The organism is Leucobacter luti (assembly GCF_004217175.1).
Taxonomy (GTDB): Bacteria; Actinomycetota; Actinomycetes; order Actinomycetales; family Microbacteriaceae; genus Leucobacter; species Leucobacter luti.
The window spans coordinates 410249-427363 of the sequence record NZ_SHKI01000006.1 but is presented as its reverse complement, the minus strand read 5'-3'; the positions used below and the strand labels follow the sequence as shown (position 1 = coordinate 427363).

7 protein-coding genes are annotated in these 17115 nt (G+C 66.7%); 6 read left to right on the top strand and 1 reads right to left on the bottom strand.

Annotated elements, in window-relative coordinates:
• Positions 1–86 precede the first annotated feature (86 nt).
• Complete coding sequence (locus EV139_RS13220) at positions 87–3689, top strand: CDP-glycerol glycerophosphotransferase family protein (RefSeq protein ID WP_198677572.1); 3603 nt, start codon at positions 87–89, stop codon at positions 3687–3689.
• Here the strand turns inward: EV139_RS13220 and EV139_RS13215 are convergent.
• On the bottom strand, positions 3658–5673 hold the full coding sequence (locus EV139_RS13215) for a glycosyltransferase family 2 protein (protein WP_130454801.1): 2016 nt from the start codon (positions 5671–5673) through the stop codon (positions 3658–3660). The genes EV139_RS13220 and EV139_RS13215 overlap by 32 nt on opposite strands.
• Before the next feature lie 111 nt (positions 5674–5784).
• On the opposite strand from EV139_RS13215, the gene EV139_RS13210 reads away from it, so the two are divergent.
• The 5 genes from EV139_RS13210 to EV139_RS13190 are packed head-to-tail and all read left to right on the top strand — an operon-like array spanning position 5785 to position 17097.
• Positions 5785–7056, top strand: a complete 1272-nt coding sequence (locus EV139_RS13210; protein ID WP_130454800.1) for a nucleotide sugar dehydrogenase — start codon at positions 5785–5787, stop codon at positions 7054–7056.
• A 51-nt stretch (positions 7057–7107) separates the two neighbouring features.
• Positions 7108–7500, top strand: coding sequence for a hypothetical protein (locus tag EV139_RS13205; RefSeq protein ID WP_130454799.1), 393 nt, complete (start codon positions 7108–7110; stop codon positions 7498–7500).
• Between the two features lie 9 nt (positions 7501–7509).
• On the top strand, positions 7510–12582 hold the full coding sequence (locus EV139_RS13200) for a bifunctional glycosyltransferase/CDP-glycerol:glycerophosphate glycerophosphotransferase (protein WP_130454798.1): 5073 nt from the start codon (positions 7510–7512) through the stop codon (positions 12580–12582).
• On the top strand, positions 12575–15112 hold the full coding sequence (locus EV139_RS13195; protein WP_198677571.1) for a bifunctional glycosyltransferase/CDP-glycerol:glycerophosphate glycerophosphotransferase: 2538 nt from the start codon (positions 12575–12577) through the stop codon (positions 15110–15112). The genes EV139_RS13200 and EV139_RS13195 overlap by 8 nt, the downstream gene beginning before the upstream one ends.
• A complete protein-coding gene (locus EV139_RS13190; protein WP_157993050.1) occupies positions 15112–17097 on the top strand; it encodes an acyltransferase family protein in 1986 nt (661 codons plus the stop codon). Before EV139_RS13195 ends, EV139_RS13190 begins: the two co-directional genes overlap by 1 nt.
• Positions 17098–17115 lie beyond the last annotated feature (18 nt).

The window sequence follows — 17115 nt, the reverse complement described above, 5'->3', positions numbered from 1 at the left end:
GTCGTGCAGAGTTCGCGGCATACCGCGCGAGCCAGTCGGCCCGCGTTCTGCGTGTCGCGCCAGGGCTCTCGCGGGGCGCGCGCCGCGTGTACGAGTCTCACCTCGGGCGGCGGCACCACGCCGCGGTGTTCCCGTACCTTGACTGGCTGCGACGCGACGGCGGCGGACCAGCCGCTGCCGCGGCAGCGGACAGGTTGAGCGGGCCGGACGCGGCAGCCGCCACGCTCGTTGAGATCGCAAAGTTTCACTACTCCACGGGCGCTGTCACCCTTGGGGATCCCCTCATTGCGCGCGCAAAACGGCTCGAGCCCGAGCTGCCGCGGATCTCCGAGGAAGAGGCGTGGAACCATCGCCACCGCGGAAACGTACACCGGGAGATTGCCGCGGTCGAGAGGCTCCTCAGCTACCCCCTCTCACCCACAGAGCGGCTCGACTGGGAGATCTGGCTCGGGCAGGCGCTGCTGCGACGCGGCGATGCGCGCGCGGCGCAGCCCTATCTATCCAGGTTCGTCGAGCTGCCCGAACGAGACCACCGAATCCTCGCCGCCGTGTCGTGCGCCCGCCAACTCGGCAACGATGAGGACGCGCTCAGCGCGCTCCGGCGCGCTGCTCCCGGTATTCCCGGCGCTGCGGACGGGATCGACCGCGGCGTCGCGGCGAGAGCGTTTCTCGACGAGTTGTCGAGCGCAGACGACGCGCACTGGGTGCTCCGGGGCCTCGCGCAGAACGACCCAGCGCCGCTGCAGGAGCTCGGCGCCCGCGCCTCTCTCCGGTTGGGCCGGCTCGACGAAGCGGCAACGCGTCTTCAGACCGCCTCCAGGTCAGAGCACCGCGCCGGCTGGGTCGCGCGTACGCTCGGCTCGCTGCTCGAGCTCCTGGGTCGGCCGGACGAAGCACTCACGGCGTATCGGGCAGACCCTCGCGCCGGGGGCTTCGAGCGGTTCAGGGCGGGCACGATTCTTGCTCAGCTGGGCGAACCGCAAGCCGCGGTCGAGTGGGTACTCGCCGGGCTCCCAGACGCGGAGGAACTCCCCGAGCTCAATCAGAGTGTGGACCCCGATCCAGCACTCCCCCGAGTCTTCGCCGAGCTCGCGGGCCAGACCGATCCTGAACAGCGCACTGCGGCCCTGCGCCAGGCAATGCAGCGCGCGAGCAGCACGAGGCTTCGGGCCGCGGCAGCGGAGCAGCTCGCGCGCGGGCTCGCTCGCGCCGGAGAATGGGATGCAGCGTGGCGACTCATCGTCGCAATGCAGGATCGGCGGGAGCCGTTCGTGCCGGTACTGAGCCGCCCGGAGGAGCCACCGGCGTTCACCCGCGAGATGCGGTACGCCGAGATCTGCGCGTCCGAGCCAGTTGACCGCGGCATCGTGCTCTACGAGGCGTCTCTCGGCGCGACCGTCTCATGCAACCCGCTCGCAATGTGCGTGGAGATGCTGAACGATCCGGACCGCGCGGGCCTGCTCCACGTCTGGAGCATCGCCGGGGACGCAACGCCTCACCCGCAGCTGTTGCAGCGCGACGATGTGGTGTTCGTTCGCAAGGGATCTCCCGCATTCTCGAGGTATCTCGCGATCGCGGGGTACATCGTCAGTAACTCAACGCTTCCCACCGAGTTCTCGAAGCGCGACGGGCAGCGGTACCTCAATACCTGGCACGGTGTGCCCTGGAAAACACTCGGACGCGACAACCTGGGTGAGCCCGCCAGCCACGGAAACATCTCTCGCAACTTTCTGCACGCTGACGTCGTGCTGACGTCCGACCCACACACACGCGACGTGCTCTCGCGCGCGATGGATGTCGACGAGCTCGTCCCCGAAGTCTTTGTGGACGCAGCCGCGCCGCGGCTCGATCTCACACGTGGCCTCAGCGCTGCTCGGCGCGCCGAGGTTCGCGCGCTGCTGGGGGGCGACGCAGAGACACCGCTCATCGCCTACCTCCCGACCTGGCAAGGCACGTTCGCTGCGCGCGACGCTGCCGTGGCGCAGACGCTCAGCACTGCCGCCGAACTCGCAGTGCCACACGCACGCGTCGCACTGCGCGCACACCACTACGTTCGCGGCGCGTTCAGCCCCGCTGGCGCCGCTTCGCAAGTGTCTCCGGTTCCCGCGGAGATCGATACGAATGAGCTTCTCGGCGCCGTCGACGCGCTCGTCACGGATTTTTCGAGCGTGCTCTTCGACGCGGCGGCGGTCGGGGTTCCCGTCGTCAAGCTCACCTCGACGATCGATGCGTACCGCGCGGACCGCGGGCTCTATTTCGACGCTTCAGAGGTGCCTGGGCAGAGCGCCGCGACGATCGCCGAGGCGCGTGAGCTGCTCACCCGCGCACTCGCCGCCCCTGCTGCATACGTCGCTGAATACGCCACGGTCACGGCACGATTCAGCGGGGCGGCACACGAACCTGCCGCGCCCAGAGCCGTGCGACTGCTCTTCGGAGATGAGCCGGCCCTCAGCCTCCCGGGCACATCGATCTCCCGCAAGCCACTCCTGATCTCGACCGACGGTTTCCCCGCGGAGATCGGCATCACGCGTGCGCTGCGGAGCCTCCTGTCGCACCTCGCCGCGTCTGAGTACTCGCCGTACTTGCGCCCCTGGCCCACAAGCGTCACGGGCGCCGAGGCCACGCTCCGCAGCGAGTTGTTCGAGCGATCACGGCTACTCTTCGGCGTGGGTGAGCCGGCCGGGACGCGCTTTGAACGTGAAGTCCTGAGCCTGTACTCGTCGCGGCACTACGAACCGGTCGACCTCTTCGCGCGCACGATCGCGGACGAGCGCCGCGCCGAGGGGTACCGCCGCTTCGGGCGCGTGCAGTTCGACTCAGCACTCGACTTCAGCGGCTACCTCTCGAGCAGCATCGCGCTCGTCGCCCACGGCGTACGCACGCGCAACGCACGCGGAATAGTGTTCCACAACGAAATGTGGCCGGAGATCCAGGCGAAGTATCCGCAGCTGGCGAGCGGGATGACGGTTCTGAACGATCTGGATTTCATCGCTTCGGTCAGCGACGGCGTTCGCGATACCAACGCGGCGACGCTCGCGGCGCACTTCGGGGTGCGCGCGGAGAAACACTGCACCATCGAGAACACCCTCGATATTGCGTCGATCACGGAGCTGAGCGAGCGGCCACTCACCCCGGCCGACGAGCGCTGGTACGCACGGCCGGGGAAACACGCCTGCGTGGTCGCTCGAATGTCAGCCGAGAAAAACCACGCCGGCCTCCTCGCGGCGCTCGCGGCATGCCGTTCCGAGCTGCACCCTCCGGTGTCGCTGACGTTCCTCGGTGACGGGCCCCTGCGCACCGAACTCGAGTCGCTCACGGCCGAACTGGGGCTGTCAGACATCGTGCGCTTCGCCGGCCAGGTTGCCGCCCCGCAGGCGCACCTGCGTGCCGTGGACGCACTCATCCTTCCGTCGGCCAGGGAGGGGCTGCCGCTCGTGATTCTCGAGGCGCTCGCGGTGGGCACTCCGGTCGTCGCAACTGATACGCCCGGATCGCGGTCAGCGCTGCGGGACGGGCGGCTCGGCAAGCTTGTCCCGCTGTCCGAGCGCGGGTTGCAGCAGGCGCTCGCGTACGTGTCAACCGCTGCGGCCGTCGTGCCTGCCGATTTCGATCCGAACGAGCTGAATCAGCGGTCACTGCGCCAGTTGTTTGCCGCGCTCAGCGGGGCGACGCCGAGTTCCCCTGAGTGAGCGCTGCGCGCAATCCGGCTCCCCACACCTGCGACGGCTGCTCGCGGTAGTCGGGACAGAGCACGACCTCGCTCCGCGTAAAACGGTAGTCGCCCCCGTCGCCGGCAAGCAGCTCCAGCTCTTCGACGCTTGCAGCGAGGACCAGGTCAATCGCGGCCGAGTTCAGCTTGCGGTATCCCCGGGGGACGGGGGGCGCAATTGGGACATGCACGAGACGCCAGGTCTTCGCCAGGATGCGCCCGGGAAACGGTGCGACCGCTGCGGCGGTGAGGTGAGGGGTCAGGACGGCGTCGGCCTGTTTGAGCAGGAGGAAGTGCGCAATGCTCCCGCTGCGCACCACGGACTTCCGCGGCGTGCGTGCTCCGCGGTGCTCCCCCGGTCTAAGCACCCGCCAGGCGTTCACTCCGGAAGCGGACGAGTGAACCGCATCGCGCATGGCCCGCCAGGCGTCACTCGCTCCATCCTCGCTGTCGCCGGCGGCGAGGACCACGGCACCAGCGTAGCGTCGCGCATACCCGGTGATTCCGGCCAGTCGCAGGGGCAGTGAAAAACGGAGTCGCTGCGCCCGCCGGCGCACTCGAGCCGCAAACTCCCGCGCAGGCCCGCGGCGCGGCGCGGCAGTGGGCTGCGGAAAACTCGGACGCGCCTGCCCAAGCTTCTGCCGAATCGTCGCCGCACGGTACGCGACCCCGCCGAGCTCGAGGTAGTCCGGGCCCGGTGAGGCGAGGCGCAGTGCCTCTTCAGCCCCGCCGCTGACGCGGAAGATCCGCTGCTCCACCCAGTGCCAGCCCAAGAACTCAACCCCACGGGTCTTGATCTCGACGATTCCGGGAAGCTGCCCCGGGTCGACCGCCGGCGCCGGGTGGTCCACATCGACGTAGTAGCAGACGCGCTGGATCGCCCCGTTCGGCTCAGCACCGAGCCACTCGACGGGCGAGCTCGACAGGCCGCCCGTCTGTGCCAGCCACGCCATGCGCATCTCGATTGGCACGTCGAACACGCGAAACGATCGAATTCGATCCTGTCCGATGAGGCGAAGATTGAAGATCAGCTCGGCGCGTATCTCGCTCAGGACAGCCGGATCGGTGCGGTACACCGGTGAGTCAAGCTGCAGGTTGCGTCGGAACAGATACGTGACGAAGTACAGCAGAGTGTTGGCGAGCCACTGCGGGCACTCCGGCCCCGCGGCGACCAACAGATCTCGGTGGGTGACCCCGAACACCACTCGGAATCGTTCGATGTTCGACTCGTTCGTCTTGACGATTGAGGAGGCGTCGACCCGACGCTGGTAGAAATACTCTGCGGTGGGCACGAGCACGTATCTCGGGGCGGTAGCGATCAAGAACTGCATGATGAAGTCCGCGTCGGACTCAGTCACGAGTTCTGGTCGCATGCGCAGTGCGTTCGCCCGAATGTGCTCGGTAGCGAAGAAGACGGTCCCGCCCAGCGTCTGGATGTCGTCGGGCGACTCGGTCAGGTCGACGAGTCGCACGCTCCCGTCTCCGTACTTGTACGACAGCGGGTGCCTGGTTTCGTCTCCCGCCGGGCTGAAGAGTCGAATTCTGCCCACGAACATCGTCTCGCCCGCGAACCGGGCGCGGGCCCGCTCGATCTCGCGAAGGTACCCCGGGTCGAGCCGATCGTCCGGGTCTGGCGACGAGACCCAGGCGCCGCGTGCCAGCTCGAGGCCCGCGTTTCTGGCGGCAGCAACCCCCTGGTTCTCCTGGGTCACCACGCACACCGGGAAGTCGGTCCGCGCCGCCCACTCCCTCACCACGCGCTCTGAGTCCTCTGGGCAGCCATCAATGACGAAGATCAGCTCGTAGCCGTCGTGGTCCGCGGTTTGTGCGTCGAGCGACGCCAGGAACACGGGGAGGTAGCGCTCGACGCGGTAGCACGCAAGCACCAGGGTCGTGTGCGGAGCCGTCGCCCCCCACTGCTCGGCGTCGCGATTTCGGTACACCCTGGTGCCGGTGCGTGTCATCGTGGTTACTCCGGTCGTCTACGGGCGCATGCGCTCATAATCTATCAAGCCTTCTTCGGCGGCCCGGGCAACCGAGGAGTTTCCACACCAGGATGCGAGTACACTGTCTGGGTGACTACTTCCAACACGCGAAAACTCATCGTCATCGGACAGGGCTACGTAGGTCTCCCACTCGCCGTTCGCGCGGTTGAGGCGGGTTACGACGTTGTTGGGATTGACTTCGATCGGCGCCGCATCGACGCGCTGAATCAGGGCGAGTCCTACGTCGAAGACATCGGTAACGATCAGCTCGCGGCTGCTCTGGCTACCGGCCGCTACCGGGCAACCGACGACTACGCGACGGCGGCGGGCTTTGACTACGCGGTCATCACGGTTCCGACACCACTGAAGGATGCGCTCCCGGACCTCTCGTTCATTGAGAGCTCCGGCGCGTCAATCGCGGTGCACATCACTCCGGGCGCAACCGTCGTCCTCGAGTCGACCACCTACCCGGGCACGACGCAGGAACTCCTGCTGCCGATTCTTGAGAGCGGTTCCGGCCTCACCGCAGGAACCGACTTCCACGTGGGATACAGCCCCGAGCGCATTGACCCGGGCAACCCGAAGTTCAGCTTCAAGACGACCCCGAAGATTGTCTCGGGCATTGACGAGGCATCGCTCGAGCGCGTCAACGAGCTGTTCTCGGATCTGGTTGATCGCACGGTCCCCGTGAGCACTCCGCGCGAGGCCGAGATGGCGAAGCTGCTTGAGAACACGTTCAGGCACGTGAACATCGCGCTGGTAAACGAGCTCGCGGTGTTTGCGCACGAGCTCGGCGTGAACGTCTGGGAATCGATCGACGCCGCGGCGACGAAGCCGTTCGGGTTCATGAAGTTCACGCCAGGACCCGGGGTCGGCGGGCACTGCCTTCCGATCGACCCGAGCTACCTCTCTTGGAAGGTGAAGACCGAGCTCGGACGCAGCTTCCGGTTCGTCGAGCTCGCGAACGATGTGAACGAGCACATGCCGGATCACGTGGTGCAGCGCGCGATGCACCTCCTCAACGACGCAAGCAAGTCGCTCCGCGGGTCGACCGTGGTACTCGTCGGCATTGCCTATAAGAAGGACTCGGGCGACTCCCGCGAGTCACCCGCCCTTCGCATCATTGAGCTGCTCAACAGCTACGGCGCTCGGGTGCTCGGAGTCGACAGCCACGTCGAGGATCACCGCTGGCCCGAACAGATCGAGCGCGTTGAACTCACGCCCGAGGTCGTTGATGCGGCGGACATTGCGATTGTCGTCACCGATCACTCAGATATCGATCTCGACGTTCTGGTGGGCTCGACGCTTCCGGTCTTTGACACGCGCAACAGCCTGCAGGGACCGAACGTTCATCGCCTGTAGCCGGGAGTGACCTTCGTCACACCGCACCCGCCGCATTATTAGGAAGGCAACATGTCGTTCTCGCTCCGCCAGATTGCCGCACTCGGCTTCGTCGTTCTGTGCCTTCTCGTTGTGGCGCTGATCTGTATCTTCGCACCGGTGCAGGTCGCACTGGTTGCGCTCGCCGGGCTCCTCGTCGTGTGCGTTGCGGTGGTGCTGGTGTTCCTGCGAAAAGTGCTTTCAGCGGTGTACCAGATTCGTGACACGCAGGGGAACGCGAGCCCGGCCGCGCCGCTGAGCGGCGAGGCGCAGGACCTGATCACGGACATGTCCGTGCGCCTTGAGCGTCTTGAGCGGAGCTTGCCCGACCGCCTCGCCGCGCGCGTTGCGTTCGAGCTTTCACGTGAAACGTCTGCCCAGCGCAGTGCTTCGGACGCGCCCGCTGCGACCACCCTCGAAGACTAGGCCGTCGCCGTGCAGCACCCCCCCGCTCGGGAGCGGCAAGCCGAGACGGTTCCCGCCGAGTTGCCGCCGGAACTCACCCCGAGCGACTTCGTGGCGCTCAATCGTCAGGCCCCCTGGCGCATGCTCGAGATCGGCAGCCGAGTTCGGTCCCTCGACGTGCTCGACGATCTCGCCGCCGCAGCCACGGCGGCCGCAAGCACCGGGCCCCTGACCTGGAACGAGCTTCGCGCCCGGATCGACGCGGATGGCTCACGCGCCCAACTGCTGCACATGCGCATCCAGCCGCTCATCGCCGGGTCCCTCCTCGCGTGCGTCATCGACCAGAGCTCGGAGAATCTTCAGCGCGCTGAGAAGATCGCACGCACGGTGCTCGATCAGTCTGGGCTGTGGTTCGATGCGGCCGAGCTGGCACTCAGATTCGCCGCCCAGGTCGCGGCGATGACTCGTTCGCACGAGCTCTTCGCGGAGCTCGAGCGGCTCCCGAAAATGCACCCCGGTGTGGCCCACGCGATTCGCACCGATTTTTTGCGCCCACGAGTGCTCGAGGAGGCGCGCGAGGCTGGGGCGGAGTTCACGAGCGACGACGCGCTCAGCTTCACACGCTGGTGGGATTCGTTCAACCTGCCGTTCGTCAAGGACGGGCTCATCCCGTTCGCGCTCGACCTGACCACGGTTGAGTCCGCGCAGTCAGTATTCGCCCACATTACGGTGCCTGCTGGCACCACGGCCGAGCTTCCCGTCGCTGACCAGCCGCTCGTGTCGATCGTGGTGCCGACCTACAACCCCGAGGAAAGCTTCCTCAACACCGTGTCATCACTCATCAACCAGTCGTGGTCCCGGATTGAGATCCTGGTGGTCGATGATTGCTCTACGGCTGGGCGCGAATACCTCGATGCCGCCGCTGCACTTGACCCCCGGGTGCGAATCATCGAGCAAAAGCACAATGGCGGGGCCTACGCCGCTCGGAACCGGGGGCTCGCAGCTGCCCGGGGAGACTTTGTGGGGTTCCAGGACGCCGACGATCTGTCGCACCCAAAGCGGATTGAGTTGCAGGTCACGCCGCTGCTGCAGGCTGACACTCACATCGCCTCGATGTCGCGGGCGTTGCGCACGCTTTCAAGCGGCGAGTTGACCTATCTCGGGTACCTCCCCGATCGTATCAACGCCTCATCGCTGATCTTCCGGCGCGAGCCCGTGCTCGAGCGACTTGGGCAGTTTGATGCCGTGCGCAAGGGCGCCGACTCAGAGTTCACGGAGCGCCTCGAGAATGCGTTCGGCCGCGGCTCGGTGCTCAGGCTCTCCACGAAGCTCGGGCTCGTTCAGCTCACGTCCGGCTCACTGTCGCGCGCGGATTTCCGCCCTGAGTGGATGGCGGCGCACCGTTACGGCTACATCGCCCAGTATCGCGCCGCCCACCGCGCGATCGCCGCGAGTCCACAGGCTGATTGGAAACTCACGGCGGACCGCGACAGCATCTCGTGGTCGACCCCGCGGATGCGCGGTGCGGCGCCCCGCGCCCACCTCTCCCACGCGGTACTCGCCGATTGGAACACGAATCTGGCCACTCCGCGGGCGAGCGTTGAGCAGGCGCTGCAGATCCAGGCAGCGGAGGCCACCACACCCGTGGGACTCCTGAGCGGGTTCAACCCACGATTGAGTCAGCACCACCGCGAGTATCCGAGCGACCGCGCGGCAGCCGGCGTCGAGGCAGGCAAGCTCGTGTGGGCCGCGTGGGGTGACGCCACGCACATCGACGCACTGGTCGTTCCAGATCCGGAGTACCTCGCGTTCCTCCCCGATCCAGGGGAAACAGAGCTCACGTTCGGCGCCGTCATCATCGTGCTCGACGAGACGATTCGTGCGCGCACGACTGATCAGTTGCCACCGGTCGAGTGGTGCGAAGAACGGGTGCGATCCAGATTCGGTGTCGATCCGCAGTGGCGGGTCTCCTCGCCACTTGTGCACGCGGCACTCAAGCGCCGGGGCGTGCGCGCTGAACTCGCGCCACCCGCCCACGCGGGCGCCAGCGTCGCTGGCATCCCCCCGCGCCCGCGCCTCGGCATCCCGCTCCCGTTCTCCCACGGCGCGGGGAACTGGGACATGACCCGCGTTACGGCGCTACTCCCCGACCCGGCGGCGGCAGCAGTGCTCTTCTACGACGAAGCCGGGCGCTGGGCAAAACTGCAGCTCCCACCGGGCGCACGACTCGTGAGTGGCGCTACACACGATCGACAGGCATTCATCAGCGAGGTCGATGTGCTCGCGCCCGATCCGGCGGGTCAGCGGAGTATTGCGGCAACCTCATGGCTGCGCTTGAGCCTCGAGCGGGGGGTGCCCGCGACGCTCCCCACGGGTGTCTTCTCGGGCGTGCCCGATACTCCGGCGCTTCGGTACGATCCGAACCTCGGGGAAAGCCTGATCGGCGAGGGACTCAACGGTTTCGACTACGTGCCCCCGCTCGCTAGCGACCTGCAGCGGATCGAAACCGCGAACCAGGCAGCTCTTGCGTCGCCCCCCACGGTCCGATTCGTGGTCATCGGCGCGGGGGACGAACAGCTCGCGGTGCGCACCCGCCTCTCAATCGAGCGACTGCCCTCATCGCACGTTGCCGCCACGGTGGTCTCGATCGCGCACCCGAATCACGCCGCACTGCGCGCGCTACTCGCCGCCGCACCCACTGGGACGCGCGTGTGCCTGGTCACTGCCGGGTTCGAGTTCGAGGAGGACGCCTTCGAGCGACTCGCTGACAGCTCGACTGAGGACGTGCACGTGTTCACTGAGTCCGGATACGACTACCGGCTCAATGCGCAGCTTGCGGGTGTGGACCGGGTCGTGGCAGCCGCGAGTGCACCGCTCTGGGCAGGCAGCACCCCCCTGCTGATTCGCGCGGAGACGCTCGATCATCTGCTTCGCGAGCGCGCCGCCCCGCCCGCAGCAGACTCGCTCACGTTCGCGGAAGCCGTGCTGCTCTGCGGCGGGTTCGGCGTGCTCGGCGGCGCACGTGCGCCGTACGCGCTTGAGGACCGGGCCGGGACCTGGGCGGAGCCGCTCTCGCTCAATTGGTATCGAGGCTTCCTTCGAGCGTGGACGGCACTCCTCTCGCGCGTGCACGACGCGGGCGCCGCCGGAGACTATCTCCAGCGGGTGTTCGTCTACCTCCTCGCTACCCGCCTGGTGCTCAACACCGGGCACAGCCCCAAGCTCTGGCTCTCACTCGCAGATCGCTCCGAGCTTGAGCTTGAGATCGTCAGCGCGCTTCAGTGCGTTGACCCCTCCTACGTGCTCGAACCCGGGTACACCGCGCAGGGGTTCTCGCGCGAGCTCCGCATGCACCTCCTCCAGCTCACACACGAGCTCACCGCCGAATCAGAACTCCGCGTGGGCGAACGGGGCCCGAGCGCGGTCTGGCACGATCTCGTGCTCGAACAGCCGGCGGAGGTGCCCGTCAGAATCGACAGCATGCGCGTCGAGGCCGACGAGCTCCTGATCTTCGGTCGCTACCCGCTCTCGTTCGACTACCCCGACTATGAACTCACACTCACGGTCGGCTCACGCACCACGGTGCTCCCGGATCAGCAGCGATTTGCCGACTCACGACTGTTTGGCGCGAGCTATCTGAAGGCTCGCACCTTCTCCGCTCGGATCCCGTTCTCTGAGCTCACCGATCGCATCGAGTTTCGGTTCAAGAACACTGAGGTCGCCACGCCGCCACTCCGACCCCACTTCGTGCGCTCTACCTCGAGGCTGAGCGGGCACCGCGGCGCCTACTGGGCGGCGGCCGCACACAGCCTCCTCTCGGTCGACGGGTCCGCCATCAAGGTGGAGCCGTATTCGAGAGCGCGGCACCTGATGCACGAGGTACGCAAGCAGTACGCGCTCTTGAGCGACGGTGACCCGGTCAAGCGAGCGGCAGCACGGTTGCGCCGCAAGTACTTCTTGACCCGGCGCCGGCACCGCAATCGCCAGATCTGGATGTACGCCGACAGGATCATCAAGGGCGGCGACAACGGCGAATACGCCTATCGGTATGCGGCGGCCCAAGACGACGGCATTGAGAAGCACTACGTGCTCCGCTCGGGCACCCCCACCGCAGCACGCTTCACCAGCAGCGGCCTGCAGTACCTTGAGTTTGGAAACGACGCTCAGCGGCTCGCGTATTTGAACGCCGCGGTGGTGTTTGCGACGCGCGTCGCGCCGGCGAACACGTTTGGGTTCGACAGAGACGCCGTGCACTTCAGAGACCTATTTCACGCGGACATCGTGTACATCAACCACGGCCTCGTCGTCGACAGTCTCGAACACGTCCTCAACGCGGGGTACTCCGGGTTCAGCAAGATCTGCGTGGTCTCCGAAGTTGAGCGTCGCGTCCTGCAGCAGCCCCGCTACGGTTACGACGCCGAGCAGGTCGCCGTCACGGGGTTTGCCCGCTACGACGGTCTCGAATCCACACCCGGCCGCACTATTCTTCTCGCGCCCACCTGGCGCAGTTACCTGCACACTCCGCAGAAGGGCGACAGCCAGTCGCAGTTGCACGAGACCTTCAAGCAGACTGCCTATTTCAAGGAGTTCCAGGCGCTACTCGATAACCCCGAGCTCGCGCGCCTGCTGCAGGAGACCGACTATCGCCTCACATTCCTGCTGCACCCAAACACGAGCGTCCAGCGCGGCGACTTCGTTTCTCCCGATCCACGGATCGAGGTAATGGCAGCAACAGACGACGTAAGCTACGAGACGCTCATGTCAGAGGCAGCGATCATGGTGACCGATTACTCCGGCGTTCAGTTCGATTTCGCCACTATGTCCAAGCCAATCGTGTATTTCCAGCCGCGTTCGATCCCCGCGCACTACGAGGGCGGCGTATTCAGCTACGAGCACGACGGGTTTGGTCCGATCGCTGCAACCCCGGACGATCTCGTGGGGCTGCTGCGCGCCACGATTGCCCAGGACGGCGCGCTCGCGCCGGAGTACCGCGAGCGGATCGAGCGCTTCTTCGCTCACCTCGACCGGGGCAACGCTCGTCGCACGTACGAGGTTGGACGGCAGATTATGAGCACAAGATCCGGGGGTGACCTGCGTGGGTGAGTTCACCGCGACCAATCGTTCCGAGGAGGCGTGGGCGGGCACCGTCCCCCACACGAGCCTCATCATCGCGTGCTACAGGGTCGGCCCATACCTGCCGGGTTTCTTCGCCTCGCTTGACGCGCAGCGCGGCGACCACAGCGGCGTGGAGCTTATCTTTGTTATCGATGGGTGCCCCGAAGACTCCGAGGAGGTCGTGCGCGCCTGGATGCCGACCACCGACTACGCCGTGCGAATCCTCGTGAAGCCGAACGGCGGTGTCGCGTCTGCGCGCAACCTCGGCCTCGAGTGGGCGCGCGGTACCTGGGTGTCGCACCCCGACCCCGACGACCAGCTCGATCCCGAGTACCTCGCAGAGGTCGAGGCTGCGAAGACGCGCTACCCCGCTGCCACGATGTTTGCGGCGCGGGCGGTCTTGACCGATCCTGACGGCTCAGAGATCGGGCACACACTCGACGCGCGCTATGTCGGCTCCGACACCCGGCTGATCGATCTCGCCGTCGCGCCCCGCCTCATCCACACGCTCGGTGGCGTTGCGTTTTTCAGACGCGACATCATCACGGCGCACGGCCTCCGTTTCAACGAGGAGATTCTCCAGTCGTCTGACACCGACTTCATCGGGCATTTCCTGCTCTGCAACGGCGCGCAGTACGTGCTTGTCCCGGGCGCACGATACCAATACATGCGGCGCTCAGACGGGTCATCGATCGTGTCCACCCACAGCGGCAATATGTCCCGCTACGCGTCACTGTTCGGGATCTCGCACCGCGGGCTCCTCGACCGCGCCGGTGACGAGTGTCCCCCGTGGCTCGCAAACCTCCTGCTCTACTTCGTGTTTATGCTGTTCCGGAGGAACCGCAATCAGCACACTCCGGTCGACCTCGAGGGCGCTGCCGAGCTCGCGCGGATTCGCAAGCGGCTCCGCGAGAACCTGCGCAGCATCGGCGCGCGCAACATCACCCAGTTTGACCTGTTCGACACCCCCTCCGAGTTTCGCGCAGCCTGGCTCTCCGCGCTCGATCACGTCGAATCATCGGCGGTGGAGCACCTGTCGTGGAGCCCGGCGGACGGAACGCGTCGCGTCGGTATTCTGACCACGCGGCGGTCGCTCCGCGCTCCTGTGTACGGTGTTGCCCGATCCACTCGGGTGCTCGGTTCAAAACGCCGGGCCGTCGAGTTTCTCGGCGCGACCTGGCTGTACCAGCACGTGTTCAAGATCACTGTCCAGGACGGTCGGCTACCGCGCCTTGCGATGAACGATCCAAAGTTCACCCTCCGCTTCGATGGCGCCGTTCTGGGCGGGGGCGAGATCAGGAAGCGGTCGGGGCTCCTCCCCCCGATCGTGGTGCAGCCCCGCTCTGCACCGACGCCCGCGCCGACGCCAGCGCCGGCTCCAGTCGCCGTCCCCGAAGAACGCACCGGCCTCATCGCCAAGCTCCGGCGGCGTCGGTCTCAGCCGACGCCAGAAGTAGTGCCAGCCTGGGTATTCATTGCCACGGAGACGGATCGCACGTTCTCCGGCGAAGTGCTCGCTCGGTTTGTCGCGCAGCATCGACCGGAAATTCAGACCTACTTCGTGACGACTCCCGGGTCTGCGACCGAGCTCCGCCTCACGGAGGCCGGGTTCAGCATCGTGGCCGAGCGTTCCCCGGCGCATCTCGCTGTGATGCACCGCGCGAAGTTTGTGTTCGTACCGAGCGTGACGCGCGCCGCGCGGGTCCCGTTCCCCGGCAGCGACCTGCAGCGCCGCTGGCACATCGTGCTTTTGCCCGACGCGCCAGTGGGCCGACTGGGATACCGGGACCGGGGTTTTGCCCAGGCCGAGCTGGTTCCCGTAGCTTCCACGGTTGAGGTCGCACGCCTCGGCGGCCAGTACTCGCACTTCCCGTACCTCCCGGAGGACGTGCTTCTCACCGGGCTGCCGCATCACGATGCGCTCGAGGCCGCACGCGCGCACCCCGCGGGCATCACCGTTGCACCGCACTGGCGAGCGAAACTTCCGACACAGCTCACGGCTGACCAGCTCGACTCGCTCGACTTCGTCACCGCCTGGCGGGAGTTCCTGGCGTCTCCGCGGCTCCGCGAGCTCGCGGACCACAGTGGCGGGCCAGTTCGCCTCGCACTCCCGGCTGGCGTGCCGGCTGGCTACTTCACCCCGCCAGAGTGGGTAGTCCCGGTCGCCGCCGGCGCCGACACAGTTCGGGCGCTGGGGAGTTCGGCCGTGCTGGTCACCGATTACTCGCCGCGGTCGCGCGACATGGCGTACCTCGAACGGCCCACCGTGTACCTCCAGCCGGATCGGACGGAGGTGTTCGGGAAGCCCGACAGCGCAAAGTCGCGGGACTCCGACGACTTCGCCGAGGGCTTTGGGCCGGTGACGGCGAGTCCGGATGCCGCGCTCTCGCACGTATCCGAGCTGCTCGCCGACATCCCGAGCCAGTATCAGGAGCGCATGACGCGAGCATTCATGTACCGCGACGGCGACGCCTGCGCCAGACTCGTCGCGGCTCTACTCAAGAGCGACACCGCCTAGTGGGGCAACGTACCGTTCGGGAGTTTCGCCCCGATATTCAGGGGCTTCGAGCGATTGCGGTGCTGCTCGTGGTGCTGTACCACGCGCATCTCCCGTTCCTCGACGGCGGGTTCGTCGGCGTTGACGTCTTCTTTGTCATTTCCGGCTATCTGATCACCAAGCACATTCTGCAGGGGCTCACGAGCTCGAAATTCAGATTCGCCGAGTTTTACTCGCGCCGCGTCAGGCGCATCCTGCCGGCCTCGCTCGCGGTGCTCTGTCTGAGCCTCGCTGCCGCTTGGCTTGTCGCCCCGCCACTCGAATTTGCCCGTATCGCGCGCGACGCGGCCTGGACCGCCCTCTACATTCCGAACATGCTCTTCGCGCGCGAGGGGACAAACTATCTCTCGGCTTCCGAACCGAGCCTGTTCCAGCACTACTGGTCGCTCGGGATCGAGGAGCAGTTCTACCTCCTGTGGCCACTCCTCATCTGGGGTATTTTCCTCGTCGCGCGCCGCAACGTCAGAGTCCTCACTTGGTCGCTCGCGATCGTCGCCGCGGCCTCATTTATAGGCTCAGTCCTGCTCACCCCGGTCAACCAGCCGTGGGCGTTCTTCCTGCTTCCGACCCGCGCCTGGGAGCTCGCCGTCGGCGGACTCGTCGCGCTACTCCCCGCCATGTCGCATCGCAGTTTCACACCCGGCCGCCGCAACGCATTCGGCGCCCTCGGGCTCGCCGTGCTGTTCGGCAGCGCGTTCGCGTTTGACGGGTCGCTTCCCTACCCGTCATTCTGGGCGGCGGTTCCCGTGCTCGCCACGGCGGTCGTGATCGCGCTGGGCCCCTACGACGGAGTTCTCGCGCGCCTGCTCGGAAACCGCTACGCCGCATGGGTCGGCAAGATCTCATACTCCGTGTATCTCGTGCACTGGCCGCTGCTCGTGCTGCCGCAGATCGCGCTGTCGTGGATGGTCCCGCTGCCGCTCTGGCTCTCTCTCCTGCTGGGCGCGCTCTCGCTGCCCCTCGGCTGGCTGAGCTACCGCTTCATCGAGATGCCCTTCCGCTTCCCTCGTTCACAGCGCCGCCGCGCGGTCTGGGGACCACTCGCCACCGCGGCACTCGTCGCCGTGCTCGTCGCTGGAGTATCGGTGATGGGCATGCGGTCGGTCGCCAGCGCTGAGCTCAACGCTGGCGAGCCCGCGCCGGCGTTTACGCTGTCGACCGACCCGGTGGCGCCCGCGCTTATCGGCAGCAATCTGAGCGTTCGACTACAGGATCACCAAACACAGGCGGCGATCCCGAGCGGATCTGGCTGCAATCTGCCGGTCCTCAGCAGCCCGATCCCGCCGGCCTGCACTTACGGGAGCTCCGACGGCGCTCCGACGGTGGCGCTGGTGGGAGACTCACACGCGGCGCAGTGGGCCCCGGCGTTCGAGGCGATCGCGGCTACGGGCCAGATCACGCTCACCGCTCACACTAAGAGCGGTTGCCCGCTCCACGTGCGCGGTGGCGGATCGGCCGAGTCCGTCGACTGCGCGGAGTGGAAAGAAAACGTGCTCGACGTACTCGCCGCGGACCCGCCCGACTTCGTGGTGATCGGCAGCTCGCTCACGAGCTGGGACCAGTCGCCCGAGGAGTACGAGCTCGCAATGCGCAAGCTCCTCACGGCGCTTCCGCAGTCGAGCACTCCGGTGCTCATTCAGGACACGCCCCGCTTTCCCGGGGCGCCGATGTCGTGCCTGTCGCAGCACCTCACTTCCCCGGCCGCCTGCTCACTCCCCGAAGGGGACGCCTTCGACTCCGCGTTCATTCGCGTCGAAGACCGGCTCTCGGAGCAGTTCGGCGCGTACCAGCTCGACCTCACCAGCTACATCTGCGCGGACACGTGCCCGGTGGTGCAGGGAAACGTCCTGGTGTTCAAGGACGCACATCATCTCTCAAAGACCTTTACCAGCGCGCTGGCGCCAGCGATCGCCACCGAAGTGGCCGGGTGGACGCCCCGCGCCTAGTCAGACACGAGGCGCCCG

Excerpts from the sequence above, each read along its gene's own strand:
- EV139_RS13215 (WP_130454801.1), bottom strand. The coding sequence starts at position 5,673 with ATGACACGCACCGGCACCAGGGTGTACCGAAATCGCGACGCCGAGCAG.
- EV139_RS13205 (WP_130454799.1), top strand. The coding sequence starts at position 7,108 with ATGTCGTTCTCGCTCCGCCAGATTGCCGCACTCGGCTTCGTCGTTCTG.